The organism is Streptomyces lacrimifluminis (assembly GCF_014646095.1).
GTDB classification, from domain to species: Bacteria; Actinomycetota; Actinomycetes; order Streptomycetales; family Streptomycetaceae; genus Streptomyces; species Streptomyces lacrimifluminis.
In genome coordinates this window covers 154,268-176,384 of sequence record NZ_BMMU01000007.1, presented here as the reverse complement: position 1 = coordinate 176,384, position 22,117 = coordinate 154,268, and the positions used below count along the sequence as shown (strand labels likewise).

At 71.8% G+C, this 22,117-nt stretch carries 19 protein-coding genes; 5 read left to right on the top strand and 14 right to left on the bottom strand.

What is annotated here, in order from left to right:
* Positions 1-8 precede the first annotated feature (8 nt).
* From IEY89_RS13535 to IEY89_RS13510, 6 genes are all read right to left on the bottom strand, one after another.
* The gene (locus IEY89_RS13535) at positions 9-794 is read right to left on the bottom strand and encodes a class I SAM-dependent DNA methyltransferase (RefSeq protein WP_189147619.1); all 786 of its coding nucleotides are present in this window, start codon (positions 792-794) and stop codon (positions 9-11) included.
* Between the two features lie 293 nt (positions 795-1,087).
* Positions 1,088-2,344 carry an MFS transporter gene (locus IEY89_RS13530; protein WP_189147618.1) on the bottom strand — a complete coding sequence of 419 codons (1,257 nt, stop codon included), beginning with the start codon at positions 2,342-2,344 and terminating at the stop codon, positions 1,088-1,090.
* Positions 2,328-3,455, bottom strand: coding sequence for a dipeptide epimerase (locus IEY89_RS13525; RefSeq protein WP_189147617.1), 1,128 nt, complete (start codon positions 3,453-3,455; stop codon positions 2,328-2,330). Before IEY89_RS13525 ends, IEY89_RS13530 begins: the two co-directional genes overlap by 17 nt.
* Positions 3,452-4,537, bottom strand: coding sequence for a PLP-dependent cysteine synthase family protein (locus IEY89_RS13520; protein WP_189147616.1), 1,086 nt, complete (start codon positions 4,535-4,537; stop codon positions 3,452-3,454). The genes IEY89_RS13525 and IEY89_RS13520 overlap by 4 nt, the downstream gene beginning before the upstream one ends.
* A complete protein-coding gene (locus tag IEY89_RS13515) occupies positions 4,534-5,385 on the bottom strand; it encodes a Rossmann-like domain-containing protein (protein ID WP_189147726.1) in 852 nt (283 codons plus the stop codon). The genes IEY89_RS13520 and IEY89_RS13515 overlap by 4 nt, the downstream gene beginning before the upstream one ends.
* Positions 5,386-5,417: 32 nt before the next feature.
* Complete coding sequence (locus IEY89_RS13510; RefSeq protein WP_189147615.1) at positions 5,418-6,677, bottom strand: ATP-grasp domain-containing protein; 1,260 nt, start codon at positions 6,675-6,677, stop codon at positions 5,418-5,420.
* 167 nt (positions 6,678-6,844) lie between these two features.
* Here IEY89_RS13510 and IEY89_RS13505 point away from each other — a divergent pair, with 167 nt between their 5' ends.
* Positions 6,845-8,353 carry an alpha/beta hydrolase gene (locus IEY89_RS13505; RefSeq protein ID WP_189147614.1) on the top strand — a complete coding sequence of 503 codons (1,509 nt, stop codon included), beginning with the start codon at positions 6,845-6,847 and terminating at the stop codon, positions 8,351-8,353.
* Positions 8,354-8,437: 84 nt separating this feature from the next.
* On the opposite strand, the gene IEY89_RS13500 is transcribed toward IEY89_RS13505, so the two are convergent.
* Complete coding sequence (locus tag IEY89_RS13500) at positions 8,438-9,361, bottom strand: LLM class F420-dependent oxidoreductase (protein ID WP_189147613.1); 924 nt, start codon at positions 9,359-9,361, stop codon at positions 8,438-8,440.
* 270 nt (positions 9,362-9,631) lie between these two features.
* Between IEY89_RS13500 and IEY89_RS13495 the strand changes: the two genes are divergently transcribed.
* Positions 9,632-9,802 carry a hypothetical protein gene (locus tag IEY89_RS13495; RefSeq protein ID WP_189147612.1) on the top strand — a complete coding sequence of 57 codons (171 nt, stop codon included), beginning with the start codon at positions 9,632-9,634 and terminating at the stop codon, positions 9,800-9,802.
* Positions 9,803-9,928: 126 nt separating this feature from the next.
* Here IEY89_RS13495 and IEY89_RS13490 read toward each other — a convergent pair whose 3' ends face one another.
* From IEY89_RS13490 to IEY89_RS13475, 4 genes are all read right to left on the bottom strand, one after another.
* Positions 9,929-10,402, bottom strand: coding sequence for a DUF6099 family protein (locus IEY89_RS13490; RefSeq protein WP_189147611.1), 474 nt, complete (start codon positions 10,400-10,402; stop codon positions 9,929-9,931).
* Positions 10,403-10,562: 160 nt separating this feature from the next.
* The gene (locus tag IEY89_RS13485) at positions 10,563-10,928 is read right to left on the bottom strand and encodes a nucleotide pyrophosphohydrolase (RefSeq protein WP_189147610.1); all 366 of its coding nucleotides are present in this window, start codon (positions 10,926-10,928) and stop codon (positions 10,563-10,565) included.
* Positions 10,929-11,232: 304 nt separating this feature from the next.
* The gene (locus tag IEY89_RS13480; protein WP_189147609.1) at positions 11,233-12,417 is read right to left on the bottom strand and encodes an ATP-binding protein; all 1,185 of its coding nucleotides are present in this window, start codon (positions 12,415-12,417) and stop codon (positions 11,233-11,235) included.
* A gap of 120 nt (positions 12,418-12,537) precedes the next feature.
* A complete protein-coding gene (locus IEY89_RS13475; RefSeq protein WP_189147608.1) occupies positions 12,538-12,927 on the bottom strand; it encodes a cell division protein SepF in 390 nt (129 codons plus the stop codon).
* Between the two features lie 271 nt (positions 12,928-13,198).
* Here IEY89_RS13475 and IEY89_RS13470 point away from each other — a divergent pair, with 271 nt between their 5' ends.
* Together IEY89_RS13470 and IEY89_RS13465 are read left to right on the top strand one after the other, a co-directional pair.
* The gene (locus IEY89_RS13470) at positions 13,199-17,356 is read left to right on the top strand and encodes a bifunctional nitrate reductase/sulfite reductase flavoprotein subunit alpha (RefSeq protein ID WP_189147607.1); all 4,158 of its coding nucleotides are present in this window, start codon (positions 13,199-13,201) and stop codon (positions 17,354-17,356) included.
* Positions 17,357-17,495: 139 nt separating this feature from the next.
* Entirely contained in the window at positions 17,496-19,250 is a 1,755-nt protein-coding gene (locus IEY89_RS13465) for a hypothetical protein (RefSeq protein WP_373287236.1), read from the top strand.
* Between the two features lie 19 nt (positions 19,251-19,269).
* Here the strand turns inward: IEY89_RS13465 and IEY89_RS13460 are convergent, their stop codons facing one another.
* On the bottom strand, positions 19,270-19,785 hold the full coding sequence (locus IEY89_RS13460) for a YceI family protein (RefSeq protein ID WP_189147606.1): 516 nt from the start codon (positions 19,783-19,785) through the stop codon (positions 19,270-19,272).
* 160 nt (positions 19,786-19,945) lie between these two features.
* Here IEY89_RS13460 and IEY89_RS13455 point away from each other — a divergent pair, with 160 nt between their 5' ends.
* A complete protein-coding gene (locus IEY89_RS13455; RefSeq protein ID WP_189147605.1) occupies positions 19,946-20,458 on the top strand; it encodes a MarR family winged helix-turn-helix transcriptional regulator in 513 nt (170 codons plus the stop codon).
* A gap of 23 nt (positions 20,459-20,481) precedes the next feature.
* Here IEY89_RS13455 and IEY89_RS13450 read toward each other — a convergent pair whose 3' ends face one another.
* Both IEY89_RS13450 and IEY89_RS13445 read right to left on the bottom strand, forming a co-directional pair.
* Complete coding sequence (locus IEY89_RS13450) at positions 20,482-21,174, bottom strand: sigma-70 family RNA polymerase sigma factor (protein ID WP_229695204.1); 693 nt, start codon at positions 21,172-21,174, stop codon at positions 20,482-20,484.
* Positions 21,175-21,404: 230 nt separating this feature from the next.
* Positions 21,405-22,082: a hypothetical protein gene (locus tag IEY89_RS13445; RefSeq protein WP_189147603.1), complete on the bottom strand. Its 678-nt coding sequence runs from the start codon at positions 22,080-22,082 to the stop codon at positions 21,405-21,407.
* Positions 22,083-22,117 lie beyond the last annotated feature (35 nt).

Here is a 22,117-nt window from a genome sequence, read left to right as displayed (position 1 = left end):
TGCCGGCTTCAGTGCCGACGTCGCGCGACGAGGTGCAGCCGGTCCGCGTCGGTCGTCTCACCGGGCAACTCGCCTTCCTGCCAGGCGGGTTCGCTACGCGGCCCCGGACCGTCGTGCAGTTCGAGTACGTCGAAACCGTGCGCGGCGAGGACGTGACGCAGCTCCTGCGGGAACAACAGCCGCCAGGCGGACCGCTGTTGGCTGGGCGGCGTACCGTCGTCGGCCGTCCAGTCCCGCACCCGGCGCAGGAGCCCGGCCGTCCGGTCCACGGTGAGCGTGGTGACGGAGCGGTAGGCGGTGCCCTGCCAGGTGAACCCTCCGACGGCCGGGGTGTCGAGCAGGTCGGTACGGCCGAGGAAGTAGGCGCCGTTGCGCATCTCGGCGACAAGGAGTCCGCCGGGCGTGAGGGCTCGTCGGCAGGAGGCGAGGAATCCGTCGAGCTGTTCGTTGGTGTGGCAGTACAGAAGCGCACTGTCGAGACAGACGACGGCGTCGAAGGCACCGGCGCCCAGTTCGAACCCGGTGAGATCGGCGCGAACGTACTCAGGGCCCGGGTGCCTCTCCCGGGCGTGGGTGAGCATCGCCTCGGAGAGATCGGCTCCGGTGACGGTCCGCCCGGCGCGCTGCAGATACTCGGCGTCGCGCCCCGTACCGCACCCGATGTCGAGCACCCGCGGCCCGCCTCCGTGCCGGCTCAGACAGTCCTCGGCCCAGCGCCCGGCCAGCCGGTCGGGGTCGGGGAAGCGCGCCTCGTACAGCTCCGGGTGGTCGGTGAGCAGGTTGCCGCTGCTCACAGAACGTTTCTCGGCGTACGGATTCACAGCGGGCTCCCCGCTGGAACAGTTCACAGTGGGCTCGTCGCCGGAGCAATTCACAGCACGATCGCCGTCGGCACCGTTCACACCACGGCTCGCGCCAACGGTGTTCACAGCACGTTCCGCGCCAGGGCGGTTCACACTGCGCCCGCCGCCCCCGCTGTTCACAGCCTTCCCCTCTCCACGATTGTTCACAGCACGTCCCTCCCCACGACTGTTCACAGCACGCTCCTCCCCCGACCTGTTCACAGCCCTCACCTCTCCAGCCCTGTTCACACCGCACTCCTCTCCGTCACGCCCGCCAGGCCCGCCGGGCTCACCGGCAGCGCCCCCAGCCGGTGCAGCCAGGCCACGCCCCCGGCCGACGCGAGGCCGAACACCGCGCAGCACGCCCAGGGCACCCACTCGCCGCCGCCGCGGTCACCCGCGTCCATGGCCCACCCGACGACCGTGTTGCCGACGGCGGCGGCGATGCCGGAGACGACGTAGAAGATGCCGAAGTAGGTGCCCGTCAGTTCGGGCCGGCCGAAGTCGGGGATCAGTTCCATGACGAACGGCGAGGCGACCATCACGCCGAGGTTGAGGATGAGCACCCCCACCAGAACGGGTACGGCGGCCCACCACGACCCGTCTCCCGCCCCCGCCACGAGCATCGGCGGGACGAACGCCAGCCCCATCAGCGCCAGCCCCGCCGCGATCCAACGAGCCCTTGTGCCAGATGACTTGAGCGAGCGGGTGATCCGGAGCTGCAGCGCGAGGTTGGCGAGTGTGCCGACGAGGAAGACGAGGCCCGCCGCGCCGTCCCAGCCTGTCGCCCGCCGGGCACCGTCGGGGAGGAGCAGGTAGAGCTGGTTCTCCAGGGTGAACATGCCGACCATGGCGAGCGCGAAGGCCACGAAGGCGCGGTTGCTCACCACCTCACGCCAGTCTGCGAGGACGCCGCCCTTCGCGGGTTCGACCTCCCGGGCGGGCAGGACGAGAGCCTGGGCGACCGTGAGGACCGCGAAGATACCGGCGGCGGTGAGTGCGGACGCCCGGAAGTCGACCAGGAGCAGTGCGCTGCCGAGCAGCGGTCCGACCAGCGCTCCGGTGGTGGCGAAGACGTTGAACAGCGCGAACGCCTCCGCTTTCCGGCCTCCGGCCTCCTGCGCGAGGTAGGCCCGTACGGCCGGGTTGAACAGCGCCCCGGCCAGCCCGCTCAGCACGGACGCGGCCAGCAGCACCGGCAGTCCGTCGCCGAGCGCGAACAGCCCGAACCCGACCGTCCTCAGCCCGCACCCGGCGATGATCACCCCACGTGCGCCGAGCCGGTCGGCAGCGGAGCCGCCGATGATGAACAGGCCCTGCTGGCTGAGGTTGCGCACCCCGAGGACGATGCCGACGACGGCCGCCGACATCCCGAGGTCCTCGCCGAGGTGGGTCGCGAGGTAGGGGATGAGGAGGTAGAAGCCGGTGTTGACGCCGAGTTGGTTGACGAGGAGCAGTTGGACGGCGAGGGGGAAGCTCCGCATCTCACGCAGCGTTCCCATGCCCGCCCCCCTCGGCTCCGAGCACCTGGGGTCCAGATCCCTGTACCCCGGACTCCCTCACCCCGGACTCCCGCACCCCGCGCTCCTCAACTCCGAGGCCGGGTCCGCCACTTGTCCGTACGACGCCGTCGGCACCGCCGATTCCGGACCACGGGTCCCGGGCCAGCAGCAGATGTCCGTCCAGGTCGGTCCAGCGGGCGCGGTCGGCGAGGTGGACGGCGGGTGCGATGCCGAGGGTGCTGGCGGTGAGACAGCCGAGCATCAACTCCGTACCGCTGCCCTCGATCAGCCCGGCGATACGCAGGGCCGCGTGCACCCCGCCGCACTTGGCGAGCTTGACGTTGATGCCGTGCACGCGCCCGGCGAGCCGCCGCGCGTCCTCCAGGTCCACCGCGTCCTCGTCGGCGATGAGCGGCAGCGGCGATCTCTCGGCCAGGGCCCCGAAGGCCTCCGGGTCGCCGGGGGCAACGGGCTGTTCCACCGCCTCGACGCCGAGTTCGGCGAACCGGGGCAGCAACTCCCGCGCCTGGGCGATGCTCCAGGCCCCGTTGGGGTCGAGGAGCAGCCGTACGCCGGGCGCGGCGTCGCGGATGACGCGTACGCGCTCCACGTCGTCCTCCGGATCGGGCGCCCCCGCCTTGACCTTGACGATCCGGAAGCCGCTCGCGGCGAGCCGCCGGGCCGCGTCCGCCGCGTCCCGCGCCGAGGTGATGCCGATGGTGCGGGCGGTCGCGGCGACGGGCCCACCGGCCACGCCCAACAGCCGGTGTACGGGGACGTCGGCGCGCTTGCCGACGAGGTCGAGGAGCGCGGCCTCCACAGCGGCGGTGACAGCGGGCGGTGTGCTGTCGTCACCCGCCGATTCCCGGGCCCGCAGCGCCTCCAGGGCGTCTTCCGGAGTGGCGAAGCGGCTCAACTCCACTTCTCCGAGGTGCCGTTGGAGCGTGTTGGCGTCGAGGCCGTAGTACACGCTGGTGACGGCCTCACCGTGGCCGTGCAGGCCCTCGTGTTCGATGCCGAGCCACACGGCGTCGCGGGCTGCCATGGTGGAGCGGGAGATGCGCAGCGGCTCGGTGAGTTCGAGGCGGACGGTGCGCAGGCTGGCCTTCACTGGTTCCTTTCCTGCGGGGAGAGCGGGTCGGTCACGCGCGTGCAGCGCACCCAGCCGGTGGCCTCGGCCGCGCGGGGGTGCGGTATCTCGACCGGGCGGGTCGCCGCCGCGCTCGGGTCGAGACCGTGGGCGAGGGCGAAGTCGTCGTCGTAGACGGTGCCGAGGTAGCGGTGCGGACCGTCGGGGAAGACGGTGGCGACGACGGCGCCCGGGTGGACACGGGCCGCCCAGGCGGCGACGCGGGCGACGGCACCGGTGCTCCAGCCGCCGCTGACGAAGCTTTCGCGGGCGAGTCTGCGGCAGCTGTCCACGGCTTCGGAGGGGCCGACCCAGTGGACCTCCTCGAAGGCGTCGTAGGCGACGTTCCGCGGGTGGATGCTGCTCCCGAGGCCGCGCATCAGACGGGGCCGGGCGGGCTGGCCGAAGATGGTGGAGCCGGTCGCGTCGACGCCGATGAGCCGCAGTCCCGGCCAGCGCCGGCGCAGTGGGCCGGTGATTCCGGCGCTGTGCCCGCCGGTGCCGACGCTGCACACCAGGATGTCCAAGTGGTCGAGCTGGGCGGTGAGTTCGGCGGCCAGAGAGGCGTATCCGGCGATGTTGTCGGGGTTGTTGTACTGGTCGGGCCAGTAGGCGCCGGGCAGTACGGCGAGGAGTTCACGGAGCCGGGTGAGCCGCGCCGCCTGCCAGCCGCCCTGTGCCGCCGGCCGGTCGACGATCTCCAGCCGTACCCCGTGCGAGCGCAGCAACTGCCGCATGGAGGGCTCAAGTTCACTGTCGCCGACCAGCACCACGGGGTGCCCGAGGGCCTGCCCGGCGAAGGCGAGCCCGACTCCGAGGGTGCCGGAGGTGGACTCCACCACCGGTGCGCCGGGGAGCAGTTCGCCCCGCTCACAGGCGCCGAGGAGCATGGACACGGCGGCGCGTGCCTTCATCCCGCCGACCCCGAGCCCTTCGAGCTTGGCCCAGAACCCCGGCTGCGGGCCCGGGAGTTCGGCGGTGATCCGGGCGAGGGGGGTGCGTCCGAGGAGCGCCAGCAACTCATGGCGTGCGGCAGGGGTGGAACGTACAACGGTCGTCGTCATCGGAGACCGCTTCCGCCGTAGCAGTGGATGGTGCCGGGGCCGCCGTCGAGCCAGAAGAAGGGGTACGGCTCCGCACACACCGCGCTCACACCGTGCCCGAGGAAGCGGGGCAGAATCGCGCTGCCGGTCTGGGCGAACATCACCAACTGCCGTCCGTGCGCGAGCGCGTGGCGCCGAAGCGGCTCGAACGTCCCGTTGCCGAGTGTCATCCCGGAGGCGAGTACGGCGTCACAGCGTCCGCTCTCCGTCTCGGCGAGGGCGTCCGTGACCACCGGCTCGCCCCACTCCGTCGTACCACCCTTGAGATCGCACGCGACATAGTTCAGTCCACGGGAACGCAACGCCTCCAGAAGGGAGTTGACAACCCCGACGACCAGGACCGTCGCCCCGGCGGGCAGGTCGAGCAGCGCGACGACGGCCCGTGCCCGTGCCCGCGACTTCACCAGCGAGGACCCCGGCGGGAGTTGGACCGTCCGGGCCCCGCACTCCGGAACGTGCGGGGTGACATGCATCAGGTAGGCGTCGAGGGCGGCCACGCGCACGGGCAGCAGGGGGTGTTGGAGGAGCCGGACGATGTCCGCGCCGACGCAGTCGTCGATCGCGGAGTCCGGCAGTTCCCGGGGTTCGACGGCACACGACCCGACGGCCGCGCCGAGCCGCAGGCTGAGCACCTCGTTGCGGTATCCGCTCCCCCGCCCTTCGTGCCGTACGGCCTGCCGGGTGGAGAAGGCAACGGCGATGCGCAGCTTCGCCGGATCGGGTCCCAGCTCACCGGCGAGGGCACGGGCCACCAGCCCGTCGTAGGAAACCGCTGAAGCGACTGCCGGCGAAAGCTCCGAAGCGGCCACCGGGGCGACCGTCGGTGTACGCGGTCCGGCGTTCACTTGATCACCAGTCCGGCGCGCAGCCCGTCGAGCAGGGAGTCGACGCGGGCGCGGGCGCCGAGTCCGTCCGGGTCGGCCGCCATGACGTGCCCCAGGTATTCGTTGTTGCTGCCCGCCACCCTGACCGTGGTTCCCGGCTCGGCGAGTTGCACCTCCAGCACGCCTTCCTGGGCCCGGAGCCGGTCACCGCCGGTCAGCGCCTCCAACCGCCCCTCCGTCTCCGGGACGAGAAAGCCGATGGCCGCGCTGCGCAGACCCGTGTCGGTGCGGCGCAGGTCGGGGGCGTGGCCGAGGGAGACGTCCACGAAGACTGCGGCGAGGTCGATGCCGGTGACATGGCGGACGAGTTCGGTGATCCGGTTGCCGGCCGGGCGGGGGTTCACCTCGATGACACGCGGCCCCGCGGAGGTCAGTTTGATCTCCGTGTGCGCCACGACCCCCTCCACCAGGCCGAGTGCCTTCAGGGCGCCCAGCGCGGTCTGCTCGGCGGCCTCGGTGTCGGCGGCCGAGAGCGCGGCCGGGAACATATGGCCGGTCTCGATGAAGGCGGGCGCTCCGCCGATGCTCTTGTCGGTCACTCCGACCACCTGGACCGCGCCCGCGAAGGACACGGTCTCGACACTCACCTCGGGCCCGTCGAGGAGCTCTTCGAGGAGTACGACGGGCGGGCGCCGCTGCCCCCGGGCGTTGACCGGGAACGCGCTCAACGCCTTGCACGCCTCGGCGAGTTGGGCCTCGTCGTCGACGCGGCGAACGTACATCCCCGCACACAGGTCGACCGGCTTGACGACCAGCGGATACCCGATGGCGGCGGCCTCGCGCACGATGTCGGCCCACTCCTCGCACACGGCGAAGCGCGGCCCGGGTACCCCGGCGTCGGCCAGTGCACGCCGGGTGGCGTCCTTGCGGCAGGCGCTCTCCACGGCTTCGGGGCCGGAGCCCAGCAGCCCGAGACGCCCGGCGATCCGCGCGACCGTGGGCAGGTAGTAGTCGCACGAGGTGATCACCCCGTCGAAGCCGAGTACCCCGTGCAACCGCTCGACGTACGGCAGCAGTTCGTCGAGATCGTTGGTGTCGGCGGTGACCACGTTGCGGGCACCGAGCAGCGGGTGGGCGGCCCCCTCGGGCGCGCTGCGCAGGTAGTGGTGCAGGTCACGGGTGAGGAACGTGAACTCGTGTCCGCTCTCCCGGATCGCTCGCGGCAGCAGCCTGCTCATCGATCCGACCCAGCTCTCGACCACCAGCAAATGAGCCACAACTCCCCTTTCCACCCCGGCGGTTACGGCCGTCAGGGCAGCGCGAAAGCGCCCCCGTCAGGGAGGGCTCCGGACTTGACCGTGGACACGTTATCGATAATCGTTTTCATTGTCATCTGATGGCCCGACGATTACCGAAGCCGAACCGACCCGAGATTGCGAGACCCGTGACCCGCCCCCCACGCCGTTCGGCCCTGCTGTGCGCCCTCCTGGCCGGCGCCACAGCCCTTCTCCCCACCCCGACGGCCCAGGCCACTGCCGCCCCCCTCCACTTCGGCACCTGCCCCGACTCCGTACCGAGACCGACGGCGCCCGAGACCGTCGAGTGCGGCTGGGTCGACGTACCCCTGAACTGGAACGCCCCGGCGGCGGACGGCCCACGGCTGCGGATCGCCGTCTCCCGGGTCCGCGCCTCCGGTACGGCCGTCGAACGGCGCGGCATCCTGTTGGTGAACCCGGGCGGGCCGGGCGGCTCCGGCCTGCCCTACGCGGTCACCAAGCGGGCCAAGCTCCCCGAGAGCGTGCGGCGCGCGTACGACGTGATCGGCTTCGATCCGCGGGGCACCGGCCTGAGTTCACCCGCCGACTGCGGTGCGATGGGGAGCCTGTTCGACAGCGACCGTCCACACACCGACCCCGTGCCCGTGGGACCCCGCGCCGAGTCGGCATACCTCCGCTCGCTGCGCGCCCTGGCGGACGACTGCGCGGCGGGCGTCGGCGACGAGACGCTGCCCCACCTCTCCACGGAACAGACCGCGCGGGACATGGACGCGATCCGTGCCGCTCTCGGCGAGCGCCGGACCAGCTTCCTCGGTGTCTCGTACGGGAGTTATCTCGGCGCCGCCTACGCGGCCCGATTCCCCTACCGGGTAGGGAAGATGCTGCTGGACAGTGCCGTCGGACCGTGGGACTGGTACGGCTTCGACGTCGTCCAGAGCCGGGCGCTGCTGCGCCAGCGTGACACCTTCTTCAACTGGACCGCACAGCACCCGGACCGATTCGGGCTCGGCCACGACGCCGGGGCGGTGCGCGACGCGTATCTGCGGGTGCGGGACGGGCTTCGCGAGCGGCCCGTGGACGGGTTCGGGGCGGCGGCCTTCGACCGGGCCGTCTACCGCGCCCTCGGCCGGACCGAACGCTGGGCGGGACTGGCCGACGGACTGCGTACGTACCTGCGCGGCGGTACGCCGGGCACCCTGCGCCCCGCGACAGACCTCGACTCGCCGGGCTCACGCACCTTCGAGGCGGCGAACCGCACGGTGAAGTGCGCCGACGGCCCCGGTCCGGCCCCCGCCCGCATCCTGGCCGACCTCCGCCGCACGCGACGACTGGACCCACAGCCCGTACTGACCGGCTTGGAGGCGTCGGCCTGCGCCTTCTGGCACCACCGGCCCGCCCGCCGTACGGCCCTGGGCAGCCCCGCCGCCCCGCCCGTCCTGCTGATCGCCTCCGCCCACGACCCGGTCACCCCGATCGAGGGCGCCCGCGAACTGCGTCGCCTGCTGCCCGGCTCCCGCCTCGTCACCCTCGACGACGACTACTCCCACGGCGTGTTCGCGAGCCGGGGCAACGCGTGCGTGGACTCGACGGCCGCCACCTATCTGGTCGACGGGCAGGTACCCACGGCCGATGTGCGGTGCGCGGGACCCGGGCTGCCGGTGGTGACCGGTCCGTAGCGGACACCACGAACGCACCCCGTCGCGGCCGGAGAACAACGGTCGACGGGTACGAGCCGACCACGAACCGGCCACACGCCGGGGTTACGACAGCTGCGACTGCACCTGCGAGGAGATCAGCTCCAGGTGGTCCAGATCGTCGAGGTCGAGGATCTGGAGGTAGAACCGCTGGGAGCCGGCCTCCGCGTACCGGCCGATCTTCTCCACGACCTCGGCCGGGGAACCCGCCAGTCCGTTGGCCCTCAGTTCGTCGACCTCGCGTCCGATCGCGGCAGCGCGGCGGGCCAGCTCCTGCTCGTCCTTGCCGACACAGACCACGAGCGCGTTCGAGTACGTCAGCTCGTCGGCCTTGCGGCCCGCCTGTTCGGCCGCCGCACGCACCCGACCGAACTGACGCTCGGTGTCCTCGACCGATGCGAACGGCATGTTGAACTCGTCGGCGTACTGCGCGGTCAGCCGCGGGGTACGGGTCGCGCCGTGGCCGCCGATGAGTACGGGGATCTTTGCCTGCGCGGGCTTGGGCAGGGCGGGCGAGTCGGTCAGGTCGTAATGCGTGCCGTGATGACTGAACGTTTCCCCGGTCTTCGCCTCCCACAGTCCGGTGACGATCGCCAGCTGCTCTTCGAGACGGGCGAACTTCTCCTGCGGGAAGGGGATGCCGTACGCCTTGTGCTCCTCCTCGAACCAGCCCGCGCCCAGGCCGAGTTCCACCCGGCCGCCGGACATCTGGTCGACCTGCGCGACCTGGATCGCCAGGACGCCCGGGAGCCGGAAGGTGGCGGCCGTCATCAGGGTGCCGAGGCGGATACGCCTGGTCTCACGGGCGAGTCCCGCAAGGGTGATCCAGGCGTCGGTGGGACCGGGCAGGCCGTCCCCACCACCCATGCGGAGATAATGGTCAGAGCGGAAAAAGGCGTCGAAACCAAGGTCCTCGGTGGCCTTCGCCACGGCGAGCAGGGTGTCGTAGGTCGCGCCTTGCTGGGGTTCGGTGAAGATGCGAAGATCCATGCCCCCATCCTGCACGGTCGGACACCGGTCAACCCCACCGGCGCCCTCCTGCCCCACGCCTCCCCGGGCGGGTGAAAAACCGTCAACCGCGCGTGAGGTGCGGGTCCGTGCCAGTGACCCCCCACCGCGATGATCGTTGGCTCGGGCGGAGCCGGCCCGACCGGCGCCCGCCCCGGCACCGACCGGTCGGCCGCTCGATCGCCGGCCCGCTCGCTCCGGGGCGCACCCGCGTCGGCCCCCTCGGGGGCAAGGGGCCGAGGAGGCCGTCCGTTGTCCGAAGAAGTCGTGCCGCAGCAGGCGGGGCCCACCCAGCCGAAGGGGCTGCTGCAGCAGATGGAGGAGCTGATGGCCGCGCTGAACGCGGATCTGTCTGCGCTCGACGCGGACTTCCAGTCCGCGGGGGTGTCGTCGACGTCCGCGGAGGAGCCTGAGGCGGTGTGACATTGCCCGGGCCGAGCTGCTGGGCTCGGCCCTCTGCCCCACTGGGATTCGGGCGCGCAACGCGCCCCGAAAGGGGCGCGGGGAACCGCGCGGTCGGCCCCCACCGGCCCGCACCGAGCGAACCGCCTAGCCGGCCACTCGCTCCGCTCCCCCCGCCGCCTCCCTGGCCGCCAGTTTGCGGAGCATCTCCAGGACCCGGTCGCGGGACTCGTCCGCCGCGTCGATCGATTCCATGCACTGCCAGTACGTCGTCTCGTCGTCCGCCGCGCTGGCGATGCCGACCAGGGCCATGCCCGCCTCGCCGAGGAGGGCGCCGAGGCAGAGGAGTGCGTGGCGGGCGTCGCCCAGCTCGGTGAGCTGAGCCGCGCGTAACGCGCCGGCGGCGAGGGGCGGTTCGTCCAGTACCCCGCAGCCTCGGCCCGCCAGTTCGGTCAACCCCAGCGCCTCGCCCCGCAGTTCGGGCGGCCCGGTGACCGCGAGGCGGCTGCCTATCGCCTGCGCGAGGGCCTGTGCCTGCCACACCTCCGTCAGGGTCTGAGGCACACCGTCGCTGCTCGCGAGGGCACGTCTGCTCGTCAGGATGAGCCGCACCGCATCCATGCGCTGCCCCAGTCTGTCCCCGACGCGCTGTTCGCACGTCCGCCCGAACTTTCACCGTCCACTACCCAGAGTGAAGGTGTGTGGGACGAAAAGCCAGAGGAAGACGGAAATCTGCGGACAACAAATCGGGAACGGACCGCGATTCGACTCCGTAGAGTAACTATTCCTTTGTCGGGAACCGCTGTTCGTTGCGGTCGATCTTCGCGTCGAGGGCGGCCAGCGCGTCGATCCCGAGCACCTCGCACAGTTGGAGCAGATACGCGAGCACATCCGCGACCTCGTCCGTCACGCGGTGGGCGGTGTCCGGGTCGTCCATCACCCGGGCCGACTCCTCCGGCGTCAACCACTGGAAGATCTCCACCAGTTCGGACGCCTCCACGCTGAGCGCGGTGGCGAGGTTCTTGGGGGTGTGGAAGGGCTGCCAGTTCCGTGCCGCCGCGAAGTCGGCCAGCCTGCGCTGGAGTTTCGCTACGTCCGAGCCGACGCCGCCACCCTCGTCGTGCTCGCGGTGTTCCTGTTCTGTCACGACTTCAGTGTGATCCAGCAAGGAACCCCGCGCCCTTGGATCGGGAGGAATCGCCTCTCCGGACCGTGAGGAACCCCAGGTGTGAGCGCGGAGGCGGGAATCGCGTCCTGGGCCCGCACTCCCGCACGGCGGGCTTGCATCCGGTGAACGGCTCCCGCAACATCCGCGCCCGCGCGTGGGAGTTGTGGCGACGCGGGACACGGTCAGCGGCCCCCGCCCCACCCCGGAAGCCGGACGGCCGGGGCGGGGCTGGAAGCAGACGCGGTATCACCGCCTGTGATGCCCGTTGTGCAGGCCCGGCGCTTCAGTCGGCGCCCGGGTAGTTGACGTGTACCACCGTCGCCCCCTCCACCCCCTCCGCCCAGGACGCGTCGCTCACCGTCCCGAGGAGGCGGATGTGGCCGCGGTCGCACATACGGGCCGCCAGTCGCAGGAGTTCAGCGCGCTGCCGTACGTCCAGGGACCGGTCGAAGCCGTCGGCCAGGACCGTGAGCGACTGGAGGGCGTCCGGCACCTCGCCGGGCCGGTCGACGGCCAGGACACCTGGGCCGGTCAGCAGGACCAGCGCCAGGCCCGCGTACCTCAACTCACCGTCGCCCAGCCTGCCGAAGTGGGTGAGCGGACCGTTGCCCCGGTCGAGGACGGCCCGCACGCGGCCGTCGGCGACCTCGTCGGCCCGTACGTCCGTGACCGGGCCCGCGCAGGCATCGCGGACGGCGGCGACCAACAGCCCGTGGCGGATGGCGCATTCGGACCGGGTGCGCCAGAGGACCTCGGCCAGGTTGTCGCAGCCCGGCAGGAGTCGCCCACTGGCCACCGGGACCGCCGCGCGCATCCGGTCGGGCCGAGGGTCGCAGGCGAAGACGGAGCGCAGGGCGACCACCATCTGCTCGGCGGCGGCGAGGACCTGGCGCTGCCCGTCCGTCTTCCCGGCCACCCGCAGCGGCAGCAGGGCCGTGCCGAGCCGGTCGTCCGGCATCGGGGCGCGGGTGACCGACGCCGAGCCGGCGGTGTACCAGGCGGCCTGGACGGTGCGCCGGCTGGGATCGCGCAGCGCCGTCTCCAGCAGGACGACCCCGCCGGCGCTCAACCGCTCGCCCACGATGCGCAGTTCGGGTTCAGCCTGGACGGCGACGTCGAGCAGGACGGGACCCTCGGGGCCGTCCGCCGTACAGCCGATGCGGAAGCCGCGCCGGCGCTGGGCGTCGGGGCGGGCGCGTTCCGGTACACAGGCCGCCGGGTCCGGGAACGCCTCCGAGACGGCGGCGCCGGAGCCGAGCCGGGCCAGCGACTCGTACGCCCTGAGGGCGGTCGACTTGCCGCCGCCGCTCGGCCCGGCGAGCAGGGTGAGCCGCCCGAGCGGGAACCTGGCCCGGCGGTGCCCCGCGTAGGCGGACAGCCTCAGCTCGATGACGCTCGGCCGTTCGGGACGCGCCGCCCTCTGCGCTGCGGTGGCCGGGGCGGGCGGTAAGTCCAGTGACAGGGTCATATCCGGACCGTAGGCCTCCGCCCGTGAGGCGAACCGTTCCGCCCGCCGCACCTTCCTACGAACGAGGGACGGATCTCCTGACGAGGCCTGTTGGTGAGGGCTGTTGGTGTGAGGCCGGTCTCAGTGTCCCGGGATCCCCGCTCCCCCCATGAGCCCCCCGACCTCCGTGCCTGGCGGGGTGAGAAGGAACACGTTCCGATCGACCCGGTGCATCCCGCTCGCGAGGCCGAAGACGACGCCCGTGCTGAAATCGAGGACCCGCTTGGCGGTGTCCGCCTCGGCGCCCGTCAGATCGAGGAGCACCGGTATGCCCGCCATCAGCGTCTCGGCGACCTCGCGCGCGTCCGCGAAGACGTTGACACGCAGGACGACGAAACGGCGCCTGGCCTCCGTCTCCGCCTCGGGCATCGACCGGTGGCCCACCGCGGACGGCCAGGCGTCCCGGCCTCTCAGCGGTACGACCTGGGCGAGCCCCTCCCACTGTTCGTCGGTGACATCGTGGCTTCTCATCGGCACACTCCGCCCTGGCTCGCACTGACTGTCTGCATCAGCCAATTCTTACTCATGGTCACCCGATCGGCCCAATACGACACGCTCAGCGACCCCCTGTGTGAGAAAAATCCGAACACCTATACGTACCTCACAGCACTGACACTCTGGCTGTGCAGGGGGCGTAACCGCTCATGATCGGATCACGTGACATCGACGTAACGGGCAATTCGTACGCTCACGGGTAGCGGGCCCGGCATGGAGAACGACGGAAGACGGAGAAGGGCAGCACGTGACCACTACCCCCACGACCACGCAGGTACGAACCGTGTGCTCGTACTGCGGGGTGGGCTGCGGAATCGTGCTGGACGTCGGGCTCGGACCCGACGGACGGCGTACGGTCTTCAAGGCGTCCGGGGACAAGGCGCACCCCGCGAACGCCGGGCGGCTGTGCACCAAGGGCGCCACCACCGCCGACATGCTCGGCGCGCCCGGCCGGCTGACCACCGCGCTGGTCCGGGACGGTCTCGACGACCGGGGCGAGGAACTGGTGCCCGCGCCCGTCGCGGACGCCATCGCGGAGACCGCGCGGCGGCTGCGCGGAGTCGTCGACGAGCACGGGCCCGACGCCGTCGCCTTCTATGTCTCCGGGCAGATGGGCCTGGAGGCCCAGTACCTGGCGAACAAACTGGCGAAGGGGTTCGTCGGCACGAACCAGATCGAGTCGAACTCCCGGCTGTGCATGGCGAGCGCGGGCACCGGATACAAGCTGTCGCTGGGCGCCGACGGGCCGCCCGGCTCGTACGACGACTTCGACCACGCGGACGCCTTCCTCGTCATCGGGTCGAACATGGCCGACTGCCATCCGATCCTGTATCTGCGGATGATGGAGCGGGTCAAGGCCGGGGCGAAGCTCATCGTGGTCGACCCCAGGCGTACCGCCACCGCCGCCAAGGCCGATCTGTTCCTGCAGATCAGGCCCGGGACGGACCTGGCGTTCCTCAACGGGCTGCTCCACCTGCTGCACGCCGACGGGTACACGGACCCGGAGTTCATCGCCGCCCACACCGAGGGCTGGGAGGAGATGCCGGCGTTCCTCGCCGACTACGCGCCGGACGCCGTCTCCGCGATCACCGGGATCCCCGAGGCCGACATCCGGGAAGCGGCGCGGATCATCGGGGAGGCCAGTGCGTCCGGTGAGTGGATGAGCTGCTGGACCATGGGGCTCAACCAGTCCACGCACGGCACCTGGAACACGAACGCGCTGGTCAACCTGCATCTCGCCACCGGCGCGATCTGCCGCACCGGCAGCGGGCCGTTCTCCCTCACCGGCCAGCCCAACGCCATGGGCGGCCGGGAGATGGGGTACATGGGGCCGGGGCTTCCGGGGCAACGGTCCGTGCTCGTGGACGAGGAGCGGGCGTTCGTCGAGGAGCTCTGGGAGCTGCCGGCCGGCACGCTCCGCAAGGACGGCGCCGGGCACGGCACGGTCGAGATGTTCCGGCGGATGGCCGAGGGGCACATCAAGGCCTGCTGGATCATCTGCACCAACCCGGTCGCCTCGGTCGCCAACCGCCGTACGGTCATCGAGGGCCTGGAGGCCGCCGAGTTCGTCGTGACCCAGGACGTCTTCGCCGAGACCGAGACCAACGCGTACGCCGATGTCGTCCTGCCCGGCGCGATGTGGACCGAGGCGGAGGGCGTCCTCGTCAACAGCGAGCGCAGTCTGACCCTGGCCCAGGCGGCCGTCGACCCGCCCGGCGACGCCATGGCCGACTGGCGGATCATCGCGGCCGTCGCCCGCGCGATGGGGTTCGAGGGCTTCGCGTACGAGAGCGCCGAGGACGTCTTCGAGGATCTCAAGCGGGCGTGGAACCCGAAGACCGGCTGGGATCTTCGCGGGGTCACGTACGAGCGGCTGCGGGAGACGCCCGTGCAGTGGCCGGCGCCCACGGTGGACGGGCCCGCGCGCAATCCCATCCGGTACCGGGAGAAGAACGGGGACAAGGAGGGCGAGGGGCTGCGGTTCCCCACCGCCAGTGGACGTGGCGTCTTCCACGCCCGGCCGCATCTGCCCGCCGCCGAACTGCCTGACGACGACTACCCGTTCGTCCTCAACACCGGGCGCGTGCAGCACCAGTGGCACACCCTGACGAAGACGGGGAAGGTCGCCAAGCTCAACAAGCTGAACTCCGGGCCGTTCGTGGAGGTGCATCCCGAGGACGCGTGGGAGTTGGGGGTCGTCGACGGCGACTCGGTCGAGGTCGGCTCACGGCGCGGACGGGCCGTGCTGCCGGCCGTTGTCACGGACCGGGTGCGGAGGGGTTGCGTCTTCGCGCCCTTCCACTGGAACGACCTCTTCGGGGAGTACCTCAGCATCAACGCGGTGACGAGCGACGCGGTCGATCCGCTGTCCCTGCAGCCGGAGTTCAAGGTGTGCGCGGTGTCCTTGGTGAAGGTGCACCGCCCCGAGTCCGAGGTGCGGCCACCGGAAACCCCCGAGCCGGTCCGCCCTCACGTACCTGTCGCCGTACCGGAGTTCGCGTTCACGCCCGCTCCCCCGCCCGTCCTCAGCTCGCAGGAACGCCGGTACCTCTCGGGTTTCCTCGCCGGGCTGCCCACGGGCGCCGTGGGGATTCCCGTGCTGCCCGCTTCCGCTCCCTTCAGCGCCGAGCACGCCGACTGGGTGAACGGGATGCTCGCCGGCATGTACTCCAGGGCGGTCGACGCCCCGCCGCAGGAACGGGTCGGTGTCGGGGTCGAGGTCGACGGGCGCGAGGTCGTCGTGCTGTGGGCGTCGCAGACCGGCAACGCCGAGGAACTCGCCGGCGCGGCGGCCGAGCGGCTCAACGCCGGCGGACACCGGGCGAGGCTCGTCGGCATGGACGAGGCCGATGTGACCGCCCTCGCGCGCAGTGCCGATCTCCTCTTCATCACCAGTACGTTCGGCGACGGCGACGCACCCGACAACGGCTCCGGCTTCTGGGACGCCCTCTCCGGGGAGCAGGCACCGCGGCTGGACGGCGTGCGGTACGCCGTCCTCGCGCTGGGCGACTCCTCGTACGACGACTTCTGCGGGCACGGGCGCCGACTGGACGCGCGGCTCGACGAGTTGGGGGCGGTGCGGATCGCGCCGCGCACCGACTGCGAGCCCGACTTCGAACCGTCGGCGGACGCGTGGCTCGACCAGGTGCTCGACGTACTGGACACGAAGGACGCGCAGGACGCGCAGGACGCGCAAAAGCCGGGTTCCCCGCAGAAGCAACAGCCGGGCAGGACGGCTGCCCAGGCCTCCGCTCCCGCCGCCGTCCCCTCTCCCGCCGTCCGGTCCGTCAAGCCCGCCCCCTCCCCCGCCCGGCTCGTCGGCAACCGGCTGCTCAGCCTGCCGGGCGCGACCAAGGAGGTGCGCCGGTTCACCTTCGACACGAGCGGCACGGCACTGACGTACGAAGCGGGTGACGCGCTCGGTGTGCGGCCCGTCAACTCCGCCTCCCTGGTGGCGGAATGGCTGGCCGTGACCGGACTGGACGCGTCAACCGGCGTACAGGTGGAGGGAGTCGGTGAGTTCTCGCTCTCCGATGCGCTGCACCGGCAGCTCGACATCACCCGGATCACGCCCGACCTGCTGCGCTTCGTCTCCGAACGGGCCCGGGACAACCGCGAATTGAAGAAGCTGATGCGGTCCGACAACAAGGACGGGCTGGCTCGCTGGTCGTGGGGGCGGCAGGCCGTCGACGTGGTCGCCGAGTACGGGGTGCGGGCGTCCGCGCAGGAGTGGGTGACGGTGCTGCGGCGGATGCAGCCCCGGCTGTACTCCATATCGTCGAGCCCGCTCGTCGACCCGGCGCGGGTGTCGCTGACGGTGTCCGTGGTGCGGTACGAGAACCTGCACGGCCGGCCGCGCGGCGGAGTCTGCTCGCCCTTCCTGGCGGACGCCGGGCCGGACACGGCGGTGCCCGTCTTCGTACAGCGCTCACCGCACTTCAGGCCGCCCGCGGACGCCTCGACGCCGATGGTGATGGTCGGGCCGGGTACCGGGGTGGCGCCGTTCGTGGGGTTCCTGGAGGAGCGGCGGGCGCTCGGGCACGCGGCGCCGAACTGGCTGTTCTTCGGCGAGCAGCACCGCGCCACCGACTTCTACTACGAGGACGAGCTGGCCGCCCTGGTCGCCGACGGCACGCTGACCCGTCTGGACACGGCGTTCTCCCGCGACCAGCGCAACAAGGTCTACGTCCAGGACCGGATGCGCGAGCACGGACCCGAGCTGTGGCACTGGCTCCAGGAGGGCGCCCACTTCTACGTCTGCGGGGACGCCTCCCGCATGGCCAAGGACGTGGACCGGGCGCTGCGGGACATCGCGGTGGCGCACGGCGGTCTGAGCGAGGACGAGGCAGGTGTGTACGTGAAGCAGCTGACGGTGGCGAAACGCTATGTGCGAGACGTGTACTGATTCCTCTACCGATTTCTCATGACGTGACGTTGCCCAAATCGCCATAATCAACTACCGGCTGACGTTCTTACCGGTCTCACACCGGACCTTTCACCTCCACCCGCGTGCGGCACACCGGGCACGAATACGTTCCGGTGTCGTGCACTTGGCAGAAGCAGCACCGGACGTCACGGCAGAGACCGGCCCCCTGCGACCCCGGGCCCCGGCGATCACGCCGGAGGCCGACGCCCCCGCGCAGTGGCATCGTGTCCTGACGCTGCTCGCGACCGTCAGCCTGTTCATCGGCACGCGAGCGGTGTGGACACAGGCCGCCAGTCACCGGCTCGCCGTCGCCGCCGTCATCTCGCTCTGCTATCTGTCGATCCTGGTCGGCGGAGTACTGGCGTCGACCGTACGCCGGACGCGTTCGCTCGCCCGCCTCGACCTGTGCGTCCTGGTCACGGCCGTGACCCTGACCCTGTGCACGTTCACCCTGAACCACGCAGGCGGCGACGAGGGCGTCCTCACCGCGCAGGCCGCCCGCGAACTCACCGCCGGGCACCCGGTGTACGGGCAGCCCTGGCCGTGGCTCTTCCAGCACAATCCCGACGTCGCCCTGACCCCGACGATGAACGGCGGCTACGACCTCACGTACGGCTACCCGCCCCTGGCCCCGCTGCTGACCGCGCCGCTTCTGTGGCTCGGGCACGGCGCGCTCGCGGCGACCGCCGTGACGACCGGGGCGCTGCTCGTCGGTGCGGTGACGCTGTGGCGGCTGCTGCCGGTGCCATGGCGGTCGGCGGCGACCCTGGCGTGCCTGGGCTTCGGCTTCCTGCCGAGTTACGCGCGGCTCGGTTACCCGGCGATCCTCGGGCTCGCGCTGCTCATCCCGGTGGTGGTGCGCTGGCCGCGGATCGGTGCGGGCGGACGCCTTGGACGCGGCGGCCTCGCGCGGGCCGCCTGTCTGGGCGCGGCCTGCGCGGCGCAGCAACTGCCGTGGTTCCTCGTGCCGTTCCTGCTGGCCGGGATCTACGCGGTGCGCCGGGGCGAGCTGGGCGCGCGGCCCGCCGCCGGGGTGGTGCTGCGGATCGCCGGTACGGCAGTCGTTGTATGGCTGCTGATCAACACGTACTTCATCGTCAGCGAGCCGCGCACCTGGGCGGCCGGGGTCGCGCTGCCGCTGACGCAGAACGCGACGATCCACGGGCAGGGCCTGGTGGGCGTCGCGCTCTACTACACCGCCGGCAGCGATCGGCTGGCCTGGTACAGCCACGCGAGCATGCTGCTGACGGGGGCCCTGCTGGCGTTGCTCGTCCTGTTCGTGCGGCGGCTCGGTCCGGCGGCGACGGTGCTGCCGTGGTGCGCCTTCTTCCTGGCGACGCGTTCGCAGGACGGTTACTACCTGCTGATGACCCCGCTGTGGCTGGCGGCGGCGGTGACCGCGCCGGCCGCGTCCTTCGCCGGTGCCTGGCAGCCCCGGCCGCGCTTCCTGTCGGGTCCGCGCAGGCGTCCGGCGCTGGTCGCGGCGGCCGGACTGCTCCTCGTACCGGCGCTGGCGAGTGGCGCCGTGGCGGCGACGGGTTCGCCGCCGCTTCGGATGCGGGTGACGAGGGTGCTCACGGTCCGTCCGGGCGCCGTGTCGGAGCTGGACCTCCGGGTCACGAACACGGACGACAGCGCCCTCGCACCCCACTTCACGCTCACCACCGGCCAGGGCATGAGCCGCTGGTGGAAGGTGGTCCAGGGGCCGGCCGCGCTGCCCGCACGCGCGAGCGCCGTCTACCGGCTCCGGCCGCCCGGACCGGTGTTCCACGTACCCCGGCGCCCGGGTACGCGGATCCGGCTGCGCGTGTTCACGGCGTCGCCGGACACCTTGTCGAGCATGGACGTCAGGCTGCCGGGCGAGCGGTCGTAGAGCCCTGCGGCACCGTCCCTCAGACGGGGGTGCGGGTGAAGCGGAGGGTGGCCGTGACCGTCGCGAGGCCGCGGATCATGCCCAGCTGGTTCCAGCCCAGGCCGAACTGGTCCCGGTCCACGGTGAACTCCGCGTCCAGGGTGAGCACGTCGGCACCGGCGCCCGTGAGGCGTGCGGTGACGGTCGTGGGGCGGCTGATGCCGCGCACGGTCAACTGACCGTTGACGTGGACGGAGTCGCCGTCACGGAGTTCGGCGCCGCGCACCGCGAAGGTGATCTCGGGATGGTTCTCGGCGTCGAAGAAGTCGGCCCCGTGCAGGTGCTTGTCACGCTTGGCGTGCTTGGTGTCCAGGGAGGCGGCGTCCAGGGTCACGGTGCCCGTGGCGGAGCCGTCGGGCAGGACCTCGCCACCACCGCCGGTGGCGGTGAAGGTGCCCTTCACGGTGACCAGCCCCCACATCGTCTTGTGCGCGACGGCGACGGTGGAGGCCGTCCGGTCGAGCTGCCACAGGCCTGTTTCCACGGCAACGGTCATGAGCTGTCTCCTGACAGGAACGAGGGTCTCGCGACTGGTGCGATTCGCGCGACCCCGAGTCATCCAAATTTGGACGACGGGGCGATGACGTCACACTAGCTCGTTATCCAAATATGAACAACCCCTCGTGCAAAATTGGACAACCGGTAGAATCGACGGCATGGCCGCCCCTCCCGAACACCCCGCCGACCTGACCCGATGCGCCGCCGCGCGGGAGGGCGGTCTGCTCCCGGCCGAGCTACGGGGCTGGATGGTCCTGCTGGCCGCGACCGGGGCGATCGAGCAGCGGCTCGGCCCCGTCCTCAAGGACACGCTCGGGGTCTCCCACGACGAGTTCCTGGTGCTGTGCCTGCTCGCGGACCGGCCCGACGGCGGACTGCGGATGACCCGGATCGCGGAGCTGCTAGGACGCCCCAAGACCCGGCTCACCTACCAGATCGCCTGCCTCTCGCACGCCGGGCTGGTCACCCGGCGCTCGGTGTGCGGCGACAAGCGGGGGGTCGAGGTGGCCCTCACCGACAAGGGCCGCCGCCTGTTCACGGAGACCTCGCCGGCCCTGGCCGACACCGTCGCCTCGGGGCTCGCGGATATCGGCCCCGAGGAGCGCGAGACAATGTGCGCGCTGCTGCCCGAGGAGCCCGAGAAAGTGGACGCGGACAGGGAGAAGCGGTGACCCTCCTGCCGCGCCCACCCTCCTCAGGCAGCCAGAACGGCCAACGGGCGCTCGTTCACGGCCTCGGACACGGACTCCGGCGCCGCCGTCTGGCTCTCGGCCTCGCGCTCGGCCTCGGCGAGCAGGTCGACGAGGGTCGCGCGGGCCCGGGCCACGCGTGAACGCACCGTGCCCACAGGGCAGTCGCTGACCTCGGCCGCCTCCGCGTAGGGCAGCCCCATCAACTGCGTGAGGACGAACGCCTCGCGCCGCTCGTCGGGCAGCGCGGCCAGCAGGTCGAGGAGGGCGACCCCGTCGTCGAAACCGGGCAGCCCGCGCGGCTGGGCCAGTTCGACGGTGAGCCGCCAGTCCTCGGCGTCGTAGAGCCGGGGCCGGGCGGCGGCGTGCCGGAAGCTGTCGATCACCGCGCGCCGCGCGATGGCCATCAGCCAGGAACGGGCCGAGGAGCGCCCCTCGAACCGGTGCAGACTGCCGAGCGCCCGCAGGAACGTGTCCTGGGCCAGGTCGTCGGCGGCCTGCGGGTCGGCGCAGAGATGGGCTACGTAGCGCACCACATCGCGGTGCAGGGCGCCGACGAAGCGTTCGACGGCGACCGGATCACCGCCACGGGCGGCGAGCGCCCAGGCGGTTATCGACTCGTCGACCGAGAGGGTCGGGGAGGCCGGGACAGTCGGGGAGGCCGACACGGTCGGGGCGGGGAGTACGGGAGTGATCACCTGGTGTCCTTCTCGGATCATCCGGAATCCGGCAGGGCGGCCCACGCGACACGGTGCGAGGCAGCGCGACGCGGGGGCGATGCGATGCGCGAGACGTGGGCGCACACCGCTGCCGGCAGAGGGAGGACGGCCGTCCGCGCAGGTGGGTACGGCCGAGGCCCGGGGCTCCTGCGGCGGCCGACGCGGAGTACGTCGCCACCATCCGGAGCGGCCCCGGGGAACCAGCTGTCTCAGGCGACAGCGATCCCCGTGGGCGGGCCCCGAGAGGTGATCGCGTGGACGAGCAGGAGCAGCCGCGGCGCCCGGTCCGAGCCGCCGCGCCGCGGGCACAGGCGGGGGCGGTCCGGCGTCGCGGGCAGCGCGAGCGCCAGCCGCAGCGGAGCGGTCAACCGGCCTGCCACCGCCCGCAGAATGCGGAACGCGGCCCGCTCACCGTGCGCCAGCCACAGACCGCACAGCAGCGCGGCGAGCGTGTGGGCGGCGAGCATGCCGTACGAGGACGACAGGACGTCCATACCGTGACCGCCGTGGGCCATGTGCCCCGCGCCCGCGCCCGCACCCATGCCCATGCCCATGCCCAGGTCGGTGCCGCCGTGGGCCATGTCCATGGAGTCCATCGCCGTGCCGACGGCGCCCGTACCCGCATCCGTACCCGTGCTCCGGGTGAACGAGAACGCCGAGTGGAGCGCGCCCTGGGCGACGACCACCACGCCCACCACCAGCGGGAGTCCGCGCTCGCGGCCGGTCAGGCACCAGCCCGCACCGCCCGTGATCAGGACCCCGGCGACCAGCGTCCACCAGGCGACGGTGGAGCCGGACATGAGCACGTGCCCGAGGGCGGCGAGCAGCACACAGACGGCCGCGAACACCGCGGCCCGTAGCGTGCGTACACCCCACCCGGCAGTCATGACGGCCCTCATCCTTCCATCCGGGGCTCGAACGT

Bases quoted from the DNA above. Each gene is read 5' to 3' on its own strand.
- IEY89_RS13460 (WP_189147606.1), bottom strand. From the start codon at position 19,785: ATGACCGTTGCCGTGGAAACAGGCCTGTGGCAGCTCGACCGGACGGCC.
- IEY89_RS13490 (WP_189147611.1), bottom strand. From the start codon at position 10,402: ATGGATGCGGTGCGGCTCATCCTGACGAGCAGACGTGCCCTCGCGAGC.
- IEY89_RS13530 (WP_189147618.1), bottom strand. From the start codon at position 2,344: ATGGGAACGCTGCGTGAGATGCGGAGCTTCCCCCTCGCCGTCCAACTG.
- IEY89_RS13455 (WP_189147605.1), top strand. From the start codon at position 19,946: ATGGCCGCCCCTCCCGAACACCCCGCCGACCTGACCCGATGCGCCGCC.
- IEY89_RS13475 (WP_189147608.1), bottom strand. From the start codon at position 12,927: ATGAGAAGCCACGATGTCACCGACGAACAGTGGGAGGGGCTCGCCCAG.
- IEY89_RS13500 (WP_189147613.1), bottom strand. From the start codon at position 9,361: ATGGATCTTCGCATCTTCACCGAACCCCAGCAAGGCGCGACCTACGAC.
- IEY89_RS13480 (WP_189147609.1), bottom strand. From the start codon at position 12,417: ATGACCCTGTCACTGGACTTACCGCCCGCCCCGGCCACCGCAGCGCAG.
- IEY89_RS13445 (WP_189147603.1), bottom strand. From the start codon at position 22,082: ATGACTGCCGGGTGGGGTGTACGCACGCTACGGGCCGCGGTGTTCGCG.
- IEY89_RS13520 (WP_189147616.1), bottom strand. From the start codon at position 4,537: ATGACGACGACCGTTGTACGTTCCACCCCTGCCGCACGCCATGAGTTG.